This is a genomic window from Rossellomorea oryzaecorticis, assembly GCF_045897515.1.
GTDB lineage: Bacteria > Bacillota > Bacilli > Bacillales > Bacillaceae_B > Rossellomorea > Rossellomorea enclensis.
Genome location: NZ_JBJOSA010000015.1, coordinates 25,521 through 42,402, shown reverse-complemented (window position 1 = coordinate 42,402; position 16,882 = coordinate 25,521). Strand labels below are relative to the sequence as shown.

Below are 16,882 nucleotides of genomic sequence, written 5' to 3'. Positions count from 1 at the left end.
GGGACGGGCTTTCTATTGAAACACACTATTCTTTTTTCAACTCACTCAAATTATACCTGCGCATTCTGATGAACTTAACCGTATTCACAACGATGGTCTTCGCCACGGCATACGTCGGAATCGCAAGGATCATCCCAAGGATCCCGGCAAGATTACCTGCCACAAGGAGCAGGATGATGATCGTTGCAGGGTGGGTGTCGAGGCTCTTCCCGAGGATGAGCGGCGACAGCACGTTCCCTTCGATTTGCTGGGCGATCAGGATGACGACCACGACGAGGATCGCTTTTGTCGGTGAATCGAACAATGCGATGATGACGGCCGGAGCTGCCCCAAGGAACGGCCCCAGGTACGGGATGATGTTCGTGACCGCTCCGATGAGGGCCATCACCAGCGCGTACGGCAGACCGATGATCAGGTAGCCGATGAAGGTCAGTGTCCCGACGAACAGGCCGACAAGAAGCTGCCCCTGGATGTATGCGGCCAGCGTGTCATTCGTGTCATGCAATGTTTTCAAACCTTCTTCGCGGTACGCATCCGGCATGAATTTTGCAATCGCATTCGGAAGCTTATGTCCATCCTTGAACATGAAGAACAACAGGAATGGAACCGTGACGATCGTGATCGCTATGCTTGTCAGGATCCCGAAAAAGCCAGTGATGGCAGTGGTAATATTGTCCGGAAGGGTATTGGCATACTCACCCAGACGTTTCTCGATATCCTCAAGCGGAACATAATCCTGATTCATCATCCACTTGAACTGTTCACTCTCGGATAAATGGATGATATAATCACGGGTCTGCCGTACATAGTCAGGCATATCATTGATCAGGCCGGTCACCTGTTTTGAAATGATCGGTGCGATATTCCCGATGATCAGGCTGATCGCCCCGATGATCAATGCATAAAGGACAAGGATGGCGACCGTCCTCGGCAGCTTCAGTTTTTCAAGCAGATTCACCAGGGGATTCAACAGGAAATAAAGGAATCCGGCAATGATGATCGGGAAAAAGATTGTGGAGAACAGGACCCCGATCGGCTGAAATAAAAACTGGACTTTCGTTGCGACATAAATGATGGTCAAGATGATGAGAATCTGGATGCTCCATCGATACAGTTTGCTTTTTGCCAATTGAATCACCTACCTTAAAAGAATGTTCATATGTATGAAAAGAAGCAACCGGTCTACCAAACCAGTTGCTTTTCTTGCGTTTAGAGCTTCGTCACTTCAAGGTAACGGAGCTGGATGCCGTCTTTTTCAATGATCTTGAAGCGGTATCCCTCTTCTTCGATGACACTGCCGATTTTGGAATTGATGTTATGCGTCATGAACCAGCCTCCGATCGTGTCGATGTCAAGTTCCCCAACGTCGATCGAAATGCCCAGAAGAGCGTTCACCTCATTGATCAGCACCTTCGAATCAAGCAGATAATGGCCGTCCTTCAGCTTTCTGACCTCGGCGACTTCATCCTCATCAAATTCATCACGGATCTCACCGACAATTTCTTCAAGGATGTCCTCAACGGTCACAATCCCGGCCGTTCCGCCGTATTCATCGATCAGCACGGCGATATGCACGCGTTCCTTCTGCATTTTCACAAGCAGGTCATGGATCGCAATCGTCTCGATGACGGTAATAATCGGATTAAGGAACGAATGAACCCTGAAATGGTCCTCTTCAAGATTCCTTGTCACCGTCTCAGTCAGAAGCTCCTTCATATTGACGAACCCTTTGATGTTATCCTTATCACCGTCGATAACCGGATAACGGGTGAAATTCTCTTTTCTCAGTGTCTCCACCACGTCGGCGAATGTATCGTCGATCGAAAGCGAGACGATTTCTTTTCGCGGCACCATGATTTCCTTGGCAATCCGCTCATCGAATTCAAAGATGTTGTTCACATACTTCAATTCATTCTTATTGATTTCCCCGCTTTGATAGCTTTCCGAAAGAAGAATCCTCAGCTCTTCTTCAGTATGGACCTCGTCATGCTCAGAAGCAGTCTTTAGTCCAAATATACCCACAAACACCCTGGCTGAACCGTTCAAAAGCCAAATAAACGGATACATGACCCGGTAGAACCAGATGATCGGGCCCGCGAACAGCAATGTCACAGCCTCGGCTTTCTGGATCGCCACCGTTTTCGGGGCGAGCTCTCCGACCACGACGTGAAGGAAGGTCACAAGCGCAAAGGCGATACCGAATGACAGCAGATGCGTGAGTGTCTCATTCAGCTCCATATAAGCGAACAATGGATGCAGGATCTTCTCAACGGTAGGCTCACCAAGCCACCCCAGTCCAAGGGCTGTGATGGTGATCCCGAGCTGACAGGCAGACAGATACTCGTCGAGATGCGTCACGACTTTCTTCGCCGCCATCGACCCCTTTCTGCCCTCGGCAACAAGCTGGTCGATTTTCGACCCCCGCACCTTCACAATCGCGAACTCAGTCGCCACGAAAAATGCGGTCAAAGCAATCAATAAAGCAATCAATAGTAAATTTATAGACGTTGTCAATTAGCAGCCTCATCCATGGATGAGGCTTACACCTCCATTATTTTTAAAAATACATTCACAAAGTAAATGATGACGGGAGATGAAAGCTTATGAATCTACTTATCTAATGAAGGGATAGCATAGAACCTGTCATGAGAAGCAGACCTTCCGGCTTTCAGCAGCCCGCGCTGATACGTACCAACATATATTCCTGCGCGTCCCGCAAGCAATCTTAGCTTCTCTGTCCCATTTCCATCCCCCCAGCCGTTTCAAAAAAATGAATATAAAAAGATTTTACCTAATTCCGGGTTTATAATCAAACAATCTATTACTATTTATTTTTTACCATCCCTGCGGCCTTTAAAGCTTATGAAAACGTATTTCCCCCTCTTGGGTTACCTTGAATCATCGTGGGTACACCGTAAAAGATGAGGTTGGTTGGGGGACGGTTCACACCTTATTTTTTAGATAAGTATCTTGGTGGGAGGCGTAAAGCAGGGGGGATGTTGGACTGGGTGTCTGGGTGCATTCCTGGCCAGAACTCTCGATGATACACCGCCGGGTATTAAGAGCGCTGATTACATGTTTTTGATTAATATATTTCTATTTTTGATAATAAATGGTCGGTTTTAATATATTGGGATTTTTGATAATAAGTCGGCCGGTTTTGATAATAAACACAACTCATGCCCTGATAATACCCCCGATAACAAGCATGAGCCCCCACTCGCCCCTATAAAACCAAAAATACGAGGCCCCATCACTGGGTACCCCGTAAAAAATCATCAAACCGAAACATTTTTCGCTTTCAACTTCTTCTCATTCTTCACACCACTCCCACTCTTAGCACCAGCTTTTCCATCAGCCGTCTTCTTAAAGAAATTACTCTTAAAGAACCCGAAGGTCAATCCAACCGTGATGATAAACGTAATGGTCATTCCCGTAAAGTAGAATGCCCAGTGTTCAGGATAAACGGACAGGAATGATAACACGCCGCCCACTCCGACGGAGGTCGCCTTCACTCCCTGTGCGGCCAAGTAAGCACTTCCGACCGCGCTACCGATCATCACAGCGATGAACGGGTAGCGGAATCGGAGGTTGATTCCGTAGATGGCCGGTTCCGTTACTCCGAGCCATGCAGAAAGTGTTGCCGTTAAAGAAACACCTTTTAATTTCTTGTTCTGCTTAATGATGAAGAACATCGTCAATGCTGCTGCACCTTGGGCAAGTGTGACCGTTTCCCCGATCGGCCATAACGTGACATAGCCGAGCGTTCCGGCCATTTGCAAGTTGACACCCAAGAAGATGTGATGCATCCCTGTGATCACAAGCGGACCTGAGATGAATCCATACACTGCGCCGGCAATGACAGGCGATACTTCAAACAGATACAGGATTCCGTCCGTGATCCAGTTCGATCCTGTCATCGTGATCGGTCCGATGACTCCGAACGTCAACAGCCCCGCGAACACCAATGCAAGCGGCGCTACAAAAATCATTTGTAAATTATCCGTGATGAACCGCTTTAATTGCTTTTCAGACCAGGTCAAGATCCATGTGGCAAAAATGACCGGCAGCACCTGTCCCTGATACCCGATCTTCGCAATGTCCCATCCGAACAGGTTCCAATATTCAACATCCCCCGGATTTTCCGCATACGCATAAGCGGACATCAGGGATGGGTGCACTAATAATAAACCAAGTACGATCCCAAGCAGCGGACTTCCTCCGAACTTTCTCGCAGCCGACCAGGCAATGAGCACTGGCAGGAATGTAAACGCTGTATTGGCAATCACATTGATGAACTCGGCAAAGCCTGTCCAGCCGGTGTGAACGTCGAGCAGTGATTTTTCATCGTAAAAGATGCCAGGATTGGCAAGCATATTATTCAACCCAAGCAGCAGCCCGGCCGCAACGATCGCCGGCAGGATCGGGATGAAGATATCCGCGAGCATCCGGACACCCTTCTGAATGACATTCCCCTTCTCCGCAACTTCCTTCTTCATGTCGTCCTTCGTCACGGCCTCCGCACCGGTTTGCGTGACAAATTCACTGTAAACCCTTTCAATCATACCCGGACCGATGATCACCTGGAATTGACCGCTCGCCGAGAACGTCCCCTTCACAAGTTCATTTGCCTCAAGGGCCTCTATATCTACCAAACTCTCATCCACGAGCACCAGGCGCAGCCTTGTCACACAATGCGAGGCACTGCTGACGTTCCCGGGGCCGCCTATATTCTTTATAATGTCTGAAACATTCTCCTTAAAGCCCATCTTCTTGACCTCCTCGATTAATCGCTTTCATAAATTTTCAACTTGTTTAAACAAGTTCGTTATAGTACAGTATAAATTGTTATCAATCAATGTCAAGACAATTTCGAAAAAAAGGAGCGTTCAACATGGATATCACAATCACACCGATGAGCCACTTCGGTTCCTATATGGCCCTCACCTTCCAAGAAAGTGAAACGCCTGAGAAAAACGGCTTGTACCTGAATTCGGTTCGGGGGAAGTCCAAGCAGCATCAAAATGCCCTAAAGGTCATCCCTGCCATGAACGGAAAACCCGTACCTTACAAATATGAAGCAGACGAATTCCGCATCTCACTTTCATTCGACGGGGGGGAACTTCACCTCTGCTTTGAAGACTCCGAGCGTATTTTTGTAAAAGGGACCGGAGAGAACGCCGGGCTCATCCTCGACACTCAGCCCGTCTTCAACTTTGAATATAACTATCTATTAGGAAATCCAGGGGAAGAATTCTGCCTGATTAACAGCTACAAGAATCTCACCAAGTACATGATTTTTGCCCCGAACGGCTCTGTCTCCCTTCAGCAGAATGTCTTCATGGACACAACCGGGAGCACAGATAAGGCGGACAACTTGTCCTCCATACACATTACCCAACTTGACGGGGCACAAGACTTCCTATGTGTCATCGAAGACGTGCCGACCAATGGCGGTTTCCCGGAAGAACGGGAATACTCATTCGAGGCGGCACTGGATAAAAGTACGAATCATTTTCTATCATTCTTGGAGAAACAACCGGCTGTCCCTGCAGGATATGAACAAACATTGAGAGCAGCCGCGTATTTGAACTGGACCTGCATCGTCAATGAGCAAGGATTGTTAAAAAGAAAAGCGATGTACATGTCGAACGCCAACTTCCCCGGTGTATGGAGCTGGGACAACGCCTTCAACGGACTGGCCCTTGCCGGTGTCGACGATGAACTCGCATGGGATCAGATTCAGCTTCTATTCGACCACCAGGACGAAAAAGGCCAGATCCCGGGTTCCGTCAGCGATTCGACCATCCGCTGGAACTTCTCCAAACCGCCGGTGCAAGGTTTGTTCGTCTTGAAGATGATGGAAAAGATGACCCTCTCCACCGAACAGCTGGAGTCCATTTTTTCACAGATCAAGAGACACGTAGAATTCTACCTTCAATACAAGGACTTCAACCGCGACGGTATCTGCGAATACCATCACGGAAATGACTCCGGCCAGGACAACAGCACCGTGTTCAGGGATGCCGACATCATCGATTCACCCGACTTGACAGCCTTCCTGATCAAATCGATGGACATGCTCGCAGTCGTGGCTGGAAAACTGAACAGGACAGAAGACCAAGCCCACTGGGAAAAAGAAGCGGACAGATACACAGAGAAATTCTGCGAATACTTCCTAGTCGACGACCTGCCCGTCGCCCGCTTCACAAGGGACGGCAAAGCGATTGAAAGCGAAGGCTATCTGCCGCTGGTTTCCATCATCCTTGCTGATAAACTGCCAGAAGCCGTCCGCAGAAAAATGATCGACACACTGAGAAGCGACCGTTATCTGACAAAGTGGGGAATTGCTTCGGAAGCGATCGACAGCACTCTCTATGAAGAGGATGCCTACTGGCGCGGCCCGATCTGGGCACCGACAACCCTTCTGTTTGTAGAGGCATTTGAAGAATGCGGGGAACATGAACTGGCGAAAGACGTGTCCTGGAAATTCCTTGAGCTTTGCAAACACGGAGGATTCGCGGAGAACTTCCATGCTGAGACCGGTGAGGGATTGAGGGATCTTGCGCATACATGGACGTCGAGTGTGTTTATTCATTTGGCTGGGAAACTGGCTGGATAATACAAAACGTATTCTAAAAGACAATTAGACAGAAAAACACCCAGGCTTTAATGGCCTGGGTGTTTCTACTTACCTATTTTGATTCTTCCGAAAACCCTACAAACAAAGCCATTCATCCTGAAATTTTCTTCAATAAATCATCAAGTGTACCGTAACACTTCTCCACCTCTGGTAATTGATAGAACGTACTCGTCGTTTCCACGTTATCAATCTCTCTGTCCGGCGAATAAAGAAAGATCCGCTTTCCCTGGCCGATGGCAATACCCAATTCAATATGTGTCCCTTTCCCGCCGGGTAATAAAACAACAATAAAATCAGATTCCATGACAGCCTTCTTTTCGTTCTCTCCGATTGTTTTTAGATCATCCAATGTTAATGAGCCTTTTGCCTTTTCACTGGCGGTCCAATCATATGTATGAAAATAACCGTTATCTACTAATTTGCTGGTGACATAGCGGACAGCATCGAGGTTACGAAAGCTGGATGCTACGTAAAATTTCTCCATAAATCCTTCTCCCTTATTGTGAATGTAAATTGAGTCTCTGCCAATCTTATTTGCAAAAGAATTCATAATCACGGTTGATTTTTAGCTGAACTAAAACTTATCCTTTGCCGTATCCTTCACCTATGAAGGAATGGTAATTGCCTCAATTTCGTCTATCTTCGTGTAAGTCTCTTTAATGGTTTGGGTGGTGGCCATCTCGTTACCATCCAGTTCATTCATCATCTCGATATCAATGTTGATTTCAGACTCTACTGGCAGGAAGCTTTCCCGGTCGATGTAAATAGTGTAAGTCAGTTCATTCGTCTTAATATCTTCCAAGTATTTGGAATGATAGAGTGCCGGTTTGGAAAGATCCAGTATGAATTCAGTGAACCGATTGAATTTTTCACCTTCACCGCTGAATGTAAGGACCCATTGATCATCATCCTTCACTTCCATTTCTTTTGAATGAGTTTTGAACCATCCCAGTCTTTCCGTGAGATCCACCACTTTCCTGACCGTATCCAGAGACGGCTGATAACCATCCTCCTTCCCTTTGTACCAGTGATCCCATCTCGAAGAAGTCGTATACACTTCGCTTTCTGCAAGATACATTTCTGCATCAACCTTTGCACCGGCCACGTTCATATGAGTGTTGAGGTGCAATCCTTCCGGCTCCTTGACGTAATCTGTCACAATCTTTGCTGTCTGTTTGTCGGGCTCGCCGCTTCGAGGTCCGTAGGTGAGATCCTGGTCAATATTCATGTCTATCCGAAAACTATTCGTTTCTTCCATTGCCTTTATGGAAGCATCCAAAATCTCTTCCGGTGTATCCGGTTTTGGCGAACACGCTGATAATCCGAGAGTCAAAGTACTTATTGCAAGTGATGTTAAAAATAATTTCTTCATTTTACCCCCTGTATGTCTAATAAAAGTAAAAGGAGAACCACCCTCATATTGAGAGAGTCCTCCTCCTGACAAATGCCGCTGCTGAATCTACCCGGCATGACCGGCCGATCTACCGCGGTGAGCAATCCGCCTCAGTTCCTACTTCCTCCGAGTCTGATCAAAGAACACAAAATTCCCCGGTGTATGCCGCGACTGGGTATGCTCAAACATGACACCATCCGAATTGAAGATATGGCTCGTCACGACGACGACGCTGTTGAATCCGTCGAGATTTAAATAAGTCTCATCCTCTTCCGTCGTACGTTCCACCACCATCTTCCGCTTCGCGGTGACCGCACGCTGATCGAGCTCCCTGTCGAGATATTGATAAATGGAATCCTCCGCGATCTCGGCCGTCAGCCCCTTCACGACATCCTTCCTGAAATAGTTGTGGTCCATGATGACAGGTTTTCCTTCAAGGTAGCGGACCCGCTTCAGATGATACACCTCGACCCCGACCGGGATCAGCGTGTGCGCATGGATCTCCTCATCCACCGTCAGTTCCTCAAACAAAATCACCTTCGTTTCATGCTGCTTATGATTCCGCCGGGCAAACTCCTTGAACGACTCCGTCTCCCCGAACATATATTCATTCTGCTTGAAATCCTGATAAATGACACGCACTCCCTGCCCGTGCTTCGTCTGGACATACCCGTCGTTCACCAGATTTCCGATCGCACGACGCACCGTATTCCGCGAGCAGTCATACTCCTTCACCAGTGTGTTCTCCGAAGGCAGCAGCTGCTGGTACTCATAAATATTCTGTTCAATCTTATGTTTCAGGTCTTCATAAATCTCAATGTATTTCGTTTTTGGCATGGCTGCCTCCTGTATTCCGCTTGTGCTTCTTATTGAGATAGTACCATAAAATTCATGTGGACAGGTACCCCGGTTCATTAATATCACTGCCGTTGACCGGTGGTGACGGCTACTACCGCAGTCTGAGATTATGGATTATCTTGGTAATTGACGGAATTATACGCAGAATTGAAAGAATAATCGTCTAAATTAGAAGATTAAAGGTGGAAATTAAAAGATTTTCGACTTCATTTCGAAGATTAACGACCAGAATCGAAAGAATAACCAACTATTTTCCATTTCCATCTGCAACATTCCCCTTTCAAACTCTATCAAGAGTCCTCTAACGAAGTCTCAAAACCAAATGTGCCTGAATTAACCACGAAAATAGCTTCAAACCTCCATTCCTGTCAAAAAACGGTGTTCTATTATCCAGCCTCCATCTCCATTTAATCTAATCCAGCCCTCCGAAGCTTAAATTTCATACTCAATTCGAAATTTATATGTACTGCCCTGATTTCTCCCGCTTCTTTTCTTATTAAAGAACATTCGCCAGGCAGCGGGGAAGGATTTTACCATGTGAAATATCGTTCCCCCACTACCCTGAACAGCATGGGGATTATCAAACTGATACGACTAAAAAAGTGAAGCCCTCCCCTAATCAGAAAGGCTTCACTCTATTTCTAATCCAAATCCCCGACACTCTTATTCAACTCCTCCACATTCATCGGCTTCCCATGACCGCTGAGTAGAAGTTGCGGCTTCATACTCAGGATCACCTTGATTGATCGGAAGGCTAAATCCTGATTTTGCGTCAGATAATCCGGGGGACTATCAAGCTCCTTCTGCTGAGTGAGTACGTGGGATAAGGATTCCTGTTTAACGGTAATTAATGCGTCACCTGCGATCAGGATCCTGCTATCGTGATGATAAAACGAGACATGTCCCGGTGTATGCCCCGGCGTGTGAATCCATTGCCAGCCCGGCAGGTGGGGCAGCTGATGATCATCTGAATAGGGGTGAATGTTTCCGCTTATATCGATCCCCTCATTCGGGAAGAGCTTTGGAGACAGTTTCACCACCATGCCTTTACCTGCATTCGGGTCAGGCTTAGGATAATCAAGCTCCCCGGTTAAATAAGGGAACTCCTCCTTATGGGCATATACCGGCACGTCCCAAACACTGATTAGCTTTTCAAGACTTCCGATATGATCAAAGTGACCGTGTGTCAGGTAGATGGCTTCCGGACGCGCACCCTTTCCGTAAAGCTTTTCCGCCTGTTCCATTATTTCGTCAGCGGACTTTGGCATCCCGGCATCAATCAGCACCCAGCGATTTGAATCACCTTCAATATCAATGAAAAAAAGATTGACTACCTGATTGGTGTATTGATGAATACCCGGTGCCGGTTCAATCAGATGGCCGGATTTTACAGACGTGACAGGGATTTTCTTGTTCATTGTGCATTCCTCCTTTTTTAAGGATATATAAGAACCCTCCCAGTCAATGGATGATGGCTGTAAGCAGGGATTTTATAATTATTTGTCGGTCTTTTCATTCCTGCTGTGTGCAGGCTTGTCCGTATCACGCTGGGGATCTATGTCCTTGCCTTCTTCCTTCTTTTTCTGCTGTTCAATGGAGTCCTTATCTTTTTCTTCATTCATTAGATAACCTCCTTTTCAACAGTCTTATAACTAAATTCAGAATACTTCCAGTAAAGATCTGGTATCTAGTCTGCGTTTTCCCTTCAGAACAGTAGAAAAAACAAAAACTGGGACACGGATATAAAAGAGTATAAATGTACAACTGATTTCTCATCGTGGTAAAAGAGGGACATTGTGCTTTTTAATGTGTTTATGTATGAATTTATGATACAGAACGCGCAAAAAATAGGTTGGGAACTTTCCCCGCTCTGTGGATATACCTGATCCCATGGTGACGCTTGTCCTCTTGACCTTCCACAGACATGCTATGTAAGCAGTTGAATTGGATTTATTTGGTATATGGTTGAATTAATCGCAGAATCGAAAGAATAATCCGCTAAATTCGAAGATTATAGGTGAAATTAAAAGATTATCGACCCAATTTCGAAGATTACCACCGGAATTCGAAAGAATAACCAATTAATTTCCAATTCTAGCTGTCACAACCCACATTATTAGACATTCAAGTGCCATCTAATCTTAAATATGACTGGATTCACCACGCAAAATCGCTTTAATACCGCAATAGAATCTTAATCAGGGTAATCCGGACGTCTATTATCCTCCCCCAACTTTCATTTAACCTAATTCAGCCATCATATACTTCAATTCCCCACATAATTCAATATTAATAGTAAACTAACCGGATTAATTCAGCATAAGAAGTGTGATAAATACGGCCAGGATTTTCTATATAAAAAAGTAGACCGGGAACCGTCCCCGATCTACCAGAAACCACAATCAAACCCGCACCGATCAGTACCAAAAAGCGGCTCCCCCGATACCCACGGCACTGCACTAACTCAATAAACTCCCCTTCATCCACCCCCGCTCCCGAAATGGCCCGATTGGTATTTGGATCAGGGTGGTTCTGCCACCGAAATCTGTCGGGCGGCCACCCGAATCGGCAGTTCGCCCCCCAGAATCGGTCCTTCCGCCCTCAGAATCCAATCCATAAATCCGGTCCGTCAGCGTCGTATCAAAACCAAGCAGCGGGTGTCCGCCTAATCCCAAAGCAGAAGCAGTCAAAAGCAGACGCTGCACAAGCATGCCGGCCTCCATCTGCATGATCCTGTAGCCCCGGTATCCCAGGGTCTCTTTATAATGTTCTCTGTTCGCAACGATGTGAAGGCACAGCGGCACCTGAAGCAAATTGACGTTATCCATTGACAATCCTGATTGCAGCTGCAGGCGGTAATCCCCTGTATCGATCTGCCCCAATAAATGACGGCCGCTGTCATAGGCGTAGGCGCCATCAGGTATGCCCTCAACGTTATAAAAACAACCGTAAATTGAAACACGGGGTTCCACGTCGAAAGTCATTTCACCTATGTCGTTTCGGAAAGAGTGATGTGCACTTTTCAATAAAACCGCCAGCTGCTCCTGGCTCACCTTCCCCATCGCAAAATCCATCTCCGGTGAATAGCGGTTTTTGCACGCCGAAACAAAATCATACTCAAGCGCTCCGGCCTCAGGCAGATGGATTTCTTTTTCCCAGCCGTCAACACGCTGCTGTCTGCCCAGCCTGCTAAAATACCCGGTACAATCCAGCTTGGAAGCTTCGTTCACCGCGAGTAACATCGGAAACTCCCTGACCTTTTCCGACCGCTCGAAATGTTCAGTAGTAATAGATGGCAGCTCCCTGCATAATTCTGGACTCGTGAATTCGCCTTCCATTCCCCTCCTGGTTCCGGCCCAATTCGTTACAGCAGCCGAAAGCGGGATAACGCTATAGACGTTTTCTTCTTCCTCTTTCAGTCCAAGCAGATGGTTGACGGCTGAATCAAGAAACTGAGTATACACACCTGACTCAAACCCAAACCGTTTGCCTGTTTCAATCAGCTGTCCAACCGCAACGCCGGCATCCAGCCCCTGCAGCCGGTAAGAAAAGTTATTATATTTGAAAAAGTTTTTCCAGAATCGGGTGGAGACAAATACCGTGCCGAAACAGGATGAGATATCACAGCGATTGCCGAGTGCCCGTTCCACATACGAATCAAATTTCCCTTTCCGGAGTAGGTCGAGGCGATGACGGACGGCATCATAATGGTAGATCCCGTCCGGCAGATCATCCAATTTTAAATAAAGATAAAGTTCATTCGGATACAGCGCCCCTCCGGATGGAGCAAACCGCCGGTACGAGTGGACGGGGTAAGGCGCCTCTTCCCCGGGATCATCCTCATACACCGACTGGCTTACCGCGGTGATCCCGTAGACATACCAGAGAAAATGGCCGATTCTTTCTAAATCAGGTTCAGACGGCGGCCGGATCCCGGTAAGGGACAGCGGTACTTCTGCAGACAATGCCACCCCCGGCAATCCCCGGTACAGCTTATAGGGGAGTGGCGCATCATCCCAGTCCGCTTCCCAGTTCGGCTGATTCGCGCGCTCGATATCAAATTGCAGATTGTGCAGAAACTCTTCCAGATTCAACCTCCTTACCTCCCGAGTATCCTAAGGAAATGGATGCGGTTTTTGATTGAGCTGTTCGAATGTTAACGGCCGGTCGGCATATCCCAGTTCCGCCGGGACGTTCAGTACCCGTTCGAGTCCTGTCAGACGGGTAAGATGATGCCCGAATGTCATCGGCAGCATGCCCGGGATCAGCACTTTCACACAGTGCAGGCCGTTCTTTTCCAGTTCCGGCGCGGTCTGGTCAACAACAATGACATCGAGGTTCCGGCTGCCCAATGCGGCAAGGAGATCCTTCAGGTCATCCGTCAGATCACTGTGATCGGACATCCATTTGAATTCCTCCCCGAAATTCCGCAATGGCCGGCTGTCATTCAGTAAAAATCCCAGCCGTTCTTCCGCCTGCGGCAGCCCATACAGCATGCCGTGATCATCCATCTGCCTCACCAGCGAGTCATCGTTCAGCATTTTTTCATATTTCACCTTGTTCTTCTCCAGCTTTTCATCAAGATTCAGCATCATCCCGGCAAGCTCCTGGATTGCGCTCTTGGACGCCCTGACAGGATCCAGGTGCGCGCCAGCCGCAAGGATCAGATTCAATCCTGCATCCTTCCGGTTCTTTGCTATCGCGAAGATACTCGGAATCCCATGCTCCATCGTAGCGTTATACAAATAAAGATCATACCCCGCGACCGCCCGCATCCGCTCAATCATCAACTCCAGTTCCGCGTCACCGGCAGACAGCGGATCAAGACGCGGCAGATTGAGCTCTGCATACCAGGTCAACAGGAATGAATCCCGTTCGACGACCTCCATGATCCCGTAAAAAATCGCTTCTTCACGGCTGCCTCCTAGCGCACAGCCATTGGACGTCTCATATACAAAACCGGCTGAGCCGCAGCCCAGGCTGTAATAACTAAGAAGCTCAGGGACTAGTATCGGCCGCTCCTCGATGAGTGAGTAGCCCCACACCCAGTCGATTTCCCTGTCCGGATCGAACTTCGCAAATGGAAATCCTGTCATGGCATATTGTTCATCGGTGTGCACGCCGACCTTCAAAGGATCGAGTGCCTGCCCCTTCACATTCCGGTAGCTGTCATGGACGACGGTCCGCTTGCCGCGCGGCTCCAGTCCGCAGTGGCGCTCCAATCCTTCAAGGATGGCGGTCAGCTCGCTGTCCGAGTATACTTGAGTCCGGCCGGCCGTCCCTTCATCCCCGTCGAACATCGGCATATTGACACTCGCATCCGCAAACGGCGTCACCAGGTCATACATCTTACTGTTAAAAAGTCCCGTCCGATTATCGAGATAATCTTTTACAAGAATGTCTTTCAACCCACCCAGTGGTTTACAGCGGAAACTGCCCCTGTTGATTTTCGGGCTCGGCTGAAGGGACACACGGGCGAGTTCCGGTGTATCGTCAGGAATCCGGCTGCAGACCCCGCATAAAGAGTCGGGAACGAAGGAGTGCCACGAGCTGTTCAATGATTTCAGTTCAGTTAGACATACCCTGCCTTCCGAAAGTGGCTTTTCGCCCTCGATCACCCGGCGCGCTTCAGCCGCAATGATGTGAGCCATATGCACGAGACCGGTATTTGACGCCCACGGGTCCCTCGTCATTCCACCGGCTTCAGCCAGTGTCCCCTGCACTTCTAGCATCTCATGGCGTTCCTTCCCGCCGAGGAGACGCCGCAGATCGGCACATTGCGAGCATCCCGGTCTGTCAGGACGGACGAGCGGCCCGATGACTCCCTCCCCGAACGAAATAAATCCCCTCAGCCACGGGACTTGAGCCCCCCTCGTCACTTCTTCTGCCTGCTGATGAACGGCAGGATTCCACGTATCATCCAGTGCCAGCACCAAATCCGCACGCACAGGAAATCTTTTTTTAAAATTGCTTTGCCTGAACACGGGATACCAGGCGGAAATCTGCGCACAAACCCGGTCCGCAAGCATCCCGTCCCCGACAATCACCACGAAAGAATTCATTGGGCTTCCTCCTCTCGCAGCAGCACAGCAAACACGCCTTGGAGCTCCTGTTTAAAAACGGGTTCCATCTCCAGTTCATACACCGCTGCCCGCATCCCATTCCTCTTCAAGGTTTCAATGGCTTCTTTCAAGGAATCAGGCTGGATCCCATCTTCATCGCCAGAAATCGCGATTCTCCCTGCACTTCCTTCTGCAGATACAGCAGCAATAGGATTGGCATCAAAAGCATCGATACCGTTCTGGGCTTGAAAAATCGCATGCTGCAGGGATTTCCTCAGTGCCGAGGTGCGCGTGAAATCAGCATTTCCATACCAGCCGTTTTCCCCGCGTACATAGACGACAGGAAATCCAGCCACGTCCTCACCCATCCCGATTTCCGTGTCTCCCTGCATCGTGGTCAGCGCCTTTAAATAAAACCTGCATCTTTCATCCTCGACCTCATCCAACTCAAGCCGGGAAATGGCACATGGTTGAACACTCTCCCTTTTTCTCAGCTCCTCCGTCAGACATTTCCGGATCCCGCGTCCCACGCTTTCCGCAAACGTCGCCCCTGTACAGGCCGCCATGTATTCACCTTCACGATGTGGAACAATCGAACGGGCCAGCCTTGAAGCGTATGCCTCTATTCCTTGCAGCCCTGCTTCCCGCCGTGCCTCTTCATGGGTCAAGCCGCTGCAGACCATCTCATCCAGCAGTTCTGCCGGACCCCCGGACAATACATCAACCGGCCTGACACGGCACTGCGCAAGCGGCAGCTGCTTCGTATCTCCTTCCTCCCATACATGGAAAACCCCTGTCTCCTTTGACGTCAGCAGACTGAAGAAATACAGTATTTTTTCCGGGTCCTTTCTTTCTGAACCCTGCTCCAGCCGGGTTTCCAGGTTCCGGACAGCTTCAGCCGCTCTTTTCCCGGTCTCCAGCGGATGCGGCAAAAAGGAATGCCAGCTTCCTTCAAGCGTTTCTGTGTCCAGCAGGAAGATCCGATTTCTCTGGGACGGTTTGGTCACGCCCGTTATCTCCTTAAACGTTTCAAAGACAATCATGTTCGCGAGCATCGCGGCCGGAATCGCCGATGGGACAGGGCACTGTTCTTTTTTTCTAAATGCAGTGGCGTGTATGCGCCTCCATGCAGAGTCCCAGCCAGCCTCTGAATCAGGATGGATGATCGGCCCGGCGATACCTTTCTGCTGGTGGCAGATTGCCGGGACAAACAGCTTTTTATCCTCCCTGCAAATGGCCTGGAGCCGGTCCAATTCCTCAAGGTTTTCGTTTTGCGTCACATATAAAATCGAATCGAACGGCTTCAAAGTCTCCCGCCACCCGTCTTCACTGAACGCGACTTCATGCAGCTCCAGCTCCGGATCAGTTTGACGGGCATGGTCCACATGCTCGAGAATCCGTCCTCTATTCGTCGGCGCGTCATCTGTGATCAGAACCTGCAGCTTTGCCGTCCCGGATTCGATCAGAGATGAAACGAGTGAGGTCAAAAAAGGACCGGAACCCACTGCCAGCACATTGGAATGGCGGTAGGTCTCAAATCTTGATGCACCCGAATCTGCCAAACTATCCACAAACTCGATCTGTGATGCGAACTTTTCCACGGCATGCCGGGGCAGCCCGTGCGGAAGGTCCCTGCTCACATCGCGGACAAATCCATTGGCGTGCAGGACCTCTGCAATTTCCATGACCCTGTTTTTATATGCATCCGGCAGTCCGTTGGTCATATACTCAAGCGAGTACTCCCCATTGAACATCGGCAGCAGCTTCTCCACCCACTGATCGATCCCGCTGCCTTCCATCCTGAAAGAGCACTGATTATTCCTGAAATAAACACCCCTGTCTGGTTCAGGGAGGTAAAACGTATCTCTCTTCACTTTCAAGCGCATAGAAGGGTCCAACTTTTCCATAACGCTCCTCCTTCCCCCG

The 16,882-nt window shown here is 48.7% G+C and carries 12 protein-coding genes; 1 reads left to right on the top strand and 11 read right to left on the bottom strand.

Annotation, left to right across the window (positions count from 1 at the left end):
- Window positions 1-25 precede the first annotated feature (25 nt).
- From ACKA06_RS15835 to ACKA06_RS15825, 3 genes are all read right to left on the bottom strand, one after another.
- Window positions 26-1,129, bottom strand: a complete 1,104-nt coding sequence (locus ACKA06_RS15835) for an AI-2E family transporter (protein ID WP_411160096.1) — start codon at window positions 1,127-1,129, stop codon at window positions 26-28.
- A gap of 80 nt (window positions 1,130-1,209) precedes the next feature.
- Window positions 1,210-2,514, bottom strand: coding sequence for a hemolysin family protein (locus tag ACKA06_RS15830; RefSeq protein WP_064566162.1), 1,305 nt, complete (start codon window positions 2,512-2,514; stop codon window positions 1,210-1,212).
- Window positions 2,515-3,278: 764 nt separating this feature from the next.
- On the bottom strand, window positions 3,279-4,769 hold the full coding sequence (locus ACKA06_RS15825) for a PTS transporter subunit EIIC (RefSeq protein ID WP_081940987.1): 1,491 nt from the start codon (window positions 4,767-4,769) through the stop codon (window positions 3,279-3,281).
- A gap of 125 nt (window positions 4,770-4,894) precedes the next feature.
- Here ACKA06_RS15825 and ACKA06_RS15820 point away from each other — a divergent pair, with 125 nt between their 5' ends.
- Window positions 4,895-6,622, top strand: coding sequence for an amylo-alpha-1,6-glucosidase (locus ACKA06_RS15820; protein ID WP_411160095.1), 1,728 nt, complete (start codon window positions 4,895-4,897; stop codon window positions 6,620-6,622).
- Window positions 6,623-6,734: 112 nt separating this feature from the next.
- Here the strand turns inward: ACKA06_RS15820 and ACKA06_RS15815 are convergent, their stop codons facing one another.
- From ACKA06_RS15815 to ACKA06_RS15780, 8 genes are all read right to left on the bottom strand, one after another.
- Complete coding sequence (locus ACKA06_RS15815) at window positions 6,735-7,127, bottom strand: nucleoside 2-deoxyribosyltransferase (protein WP_411160094.1); 393 nt, start codon at window positions 7,125-7,127, stop codon at window positions 6,735-6,737.
- A gap of 120 nt (window positions 7,128-7,247) precedes the next feature.
- Window positions 7,248-8,015 carry a DUF6612 family protein gene (locus ACKA06_RS15810; RefSeq protein WP_411160093.1) on the bottom strand — a complete coding sequence of 256 codons (768 nt, stop codon included), beginning with the start codon at window positions 8,013-8,015 and terminating at the stop codon, window positions 7,248-7,250.
- Window positions 8,016-8,153: 138 nt separating this feature from the next.
- Window positions 8,154-8,873: a trehalose operon repressor gene (gene treR / locus ACKA06_RS15805; RefSeq protein ID WP_032086073.1), complete on the bottom strand. Its 720-nt coding sequence runs from the start codon at window positions 8,871-8,873 to the stop codon at window positions 8,154-8,156.
- Between the two features lie 662 nt (window positions 8,874-9,535).
- The gene (locus ACKA06_RS15800) at window positions 9,536-10,312 is read right to left on the bottom strand and encodes an MBL fold metallo-hydrolase (protein ID WP_411160092.1); all 777 of its coding nucleotides are present in this window, start codon (window positions 10,310-10,312) and stop codon (window positions 9,536-9,538) included.
- 78 nt (window positions 10,313-10,390) lie between these two features.
- On the bottom strand, window positions 10,391-10,516 hold the full coding sequence (locus tag ACKA06_RS15795) for a 3-methyladenine DNA glycosylase (protein WP_197670386.1): 126 nt from the start codon (window positions 10,514-10,516) through the stop codon (window positions 10,391-10,393).
- A gap of 837 nt (window positions 10,517-11,353) precedes the next feature.
- On the bottom strand, window positions 11,354-12,988 hold the full coding sequence (locus tag ACKA06_RS15790; protein WP_411160091.1) for a SagB family peptide dehydrogenase: 1,635 nt from the start codon (window positions 12,986-12,988) through the stop codon (window positions 11,354-11,356).
- 21 nt (window positions 12,989-13,009) lie between these two features.
- Complete coding sequence (locus ACKA06_RS15785; protein ID WP_411160090.1) at window positions 13,010-14,956, bottom strand: TOMM precursor leader peptide-binding protein; 1,947 nt, start codon at window positions 14,954-14,956, stop codon at window positions 13,010-13,012.
- A complete protein-coding gene (locus ACKA06_RS15780) occupies window positions 14,953-16,863 on the bottom strand; it encodes a putative thiazole-containing bacteriocin maturation protein (protein WP_411160089.1) in 1,911 nt (636 codons plus the stop codon). The genes ACKA06_RS15785 and ACKA06_RS15780 overlap by 4 nt, the downstream gene beginning before the upstream one ends.
- Window positions 16,864-16,882: the final 19 nt, after the last annotated feature.

Coding starts and splice junctions, on each gene's coding strand:
- ACKA06_RS15825 (WP_081940987.1), bottom strand. CDS start 4,769: ATGGGCTTTAAGGAGAATGTTTCAGACATTATAAAGAATATAGGCGGC.
- ACKA06_RS15820 (WP_411160095.1), top strand. CDS start 4,895: ATGGATATCACAATCACACCGATGAGCCACTTCGGTTCCTATATGGCC.
- ACKA06_RS15815 (WP_411160094.1), bottom strand. CDS start 7,127: ATGGAGAAATTTTACGTAGCATCCAGCTTTCGTAACCTCGATGCTGTC.
- ACKA06_RS15810 (WP_411160093.1), bottom strand. CDS start 8,015: ATGAAGAAATTATTTTTAACATCACTTGCAATAAGTACTTTGACTCTC.
- treR (WP_032086073.1), bottom strand. CDS start 8,873: ATGCCAAAAACGAAATACATTGAGATTTATGAAGACCTGAAACATAAG.
- ACKA06_RS15800 (WP_411160092.1), bottom strand. CDS start 10,312: ATGAACAAGAAAATCCCTGTCACGTCTGTAAAATCCGGCCATCTGATT.
- ACKA06_RS15795 (WP_197670386.1), bottom strand. CDS start 10,516: ATGAATGAAGAAAAAGATAAGGACTCCATTGAACAGCAGAAAAAGAAG.
- ACKA06_RS15785 (WP_411160090.1), bottom strand. CDS start 14,956: ATGAATTCTTTCGTGGTGATTGTCGGGGACGGGATGCTTGCGGACCGG.
- ACKA06_RS15780 (WP_411160089.1), bottom strand. CDS start 16,863: ATGGAAAAGTTGGACCCTTCTATGCGCTTGAAAGTGAAGAGAGATACG.